The sequence below is a fragment of the Candidatus Woesearchaeota archaeon genome (genome assembly GCA_003694805.1).
GTDB lineage: Archaea > Nanobdellota > Nanobdellia > Woesearchaeales > J110 > J110.
In genome coordinates, this window is record RFJU01000151.1 from 1 (window position 1) to 1,644 (window position 1,644).

1 protein-coding gene is annotated in these 1,644 nt (G+C 50.3%); it reads right to left on the reverse strand.

Annotated features, from left to right (window positions below):
• Positions 1-1,556 (reverse strand): hypothetical protein (locus D6783_05570; GenBank protein ID RME52192.1); only part of this gene is annotated, 1,556 nt, incomplete at its 3' end.
• Between the last annotated feature and the right edge of the window lie 88 nt (positions 1,557-1,644).

Genomic DNA, 1,644 nt, shown 5'->3' on the forward strand with positions numbered 1-1,644 from the left:
ACATTCACCGTCACAGAAACATTCGTATTATTCCTCGTCACATTATCCGACAACGAAACACTCACAATCACCGGAGAAACACTATCCACCAAGATAGACGTTGACACCGACGCGTTGGAGTTATTGGATGCGTCTGTTGCGTTGAACAAAAGAACGCACACGCCTTCCGCGCAACCAAGCGCGGCGGGCGTCGTGTTTACAGACCAAAGGTCGCCACCAGAAGCATTCATGCTTACCCTTGACGCGTTCCCCACCGTCACGGACGACACGTTCCTGTTGTCCGTCACGGTTACGTTAATTTGTAATGACGCATTCGCGTGCAAGACGGAATCGTTTACTGCAGGACTCGTGACAGATGGCGCTTCTGTATCTGGATTGTTGCTTGTTGAAAAGTTATACGTTCCTGAAACATTGCAATTTCCCGAAGGGTCACAGCTTGATACATTATAATAGTACCGTGTACCGTTGGTCAAGTTTGTCAACACCACTACATGCACAGTTCCGATTGTGGCATTGGATGCTGAAAGAGAGAGATTTGCTGGTGATAGGCCGTAAAAAACCGTTGCGTTTGCGTCTTCGGTTGTGTTCCATGAAATCGTGGCGCTTTCGTTTGTGGATGAATTCGCAATATTTGTGATGCCAGGAGGCGTCGTGTCTGAAGCAACCGTGACGGTGTAGTTCTGCCTATCCACCCCGCCATTCCCGTCTGACACATTTACAGAAACATTGTGGGCGCCCTCTTGCCCAACGCTCGGCGTCCATTCAATAAGTCCTGATGAAGCGTTAATGCTCATGCCAGAAGGCGCCAGTTCTAACGCGTAAGTCAGCGTGTCGTTGGTTGGGTCGCTGTCTGTCGCATTCACATCGTACACGTAAGGCTCATTCACTGTCGCCGATGTGACCGGCGAGGTGGTAATGACCGGGTCGTCGTTAACATTGCTCACAGTGAGCGTGTAGTTCTGCGTATCGTTGAGTCCTGTTCCGTCTTCAACAATGATGGCGACGGTGTGGTTTCCAACTTGGCTTTGCGTCGGCGTCCAAGAAATGAGGCCTGTCGATGTGTTAATAGTCATGCCGCTCGGTGCTGTCGTGAGATTATATGTTAGCGGGTCGTTGTTCGCATCAGTTGCGTTCACGTCGTAAAAATACGGCGTGTCCTCCAAAGCTGATGTGTTGGGCGAGGTTGTGATGACTGGTGCAGAAGGACCAAGCAGCGTGGTGAAATTGAATGTTCCATTCGTCTGGCAATTTTCTGCCCGATCGCAGCTGGAAACGTTGTAATAATATGTCGTGTTCTGTGTCAAGCCGGTGAGGAGAACAGAGTGATTCACAACGAGCGACGCGTTCACGGCGGAGAATGTCAGGTTGTCCGGGGCAGTCCCGAACACAACTGTTGAGTTCGACAACTCGTCTGATGTCCAAACAATTGTTGCAATTGAAATGTTTACATCTGTCGAAGTGATGTTGGAAAGGACGGGATTTATGTCGTCAATGGTGAAGGTTGCACTCGTATCCGTCGCGTTATTATCAGCCTCATCAACCGCGACCACATCCACCGGAGAACCACCCGCAACAAGCGCAATCGTACCATTCCACAAACCACCACCCACACTCACCAAACCAACACCCTCCGCAGAAACCGAC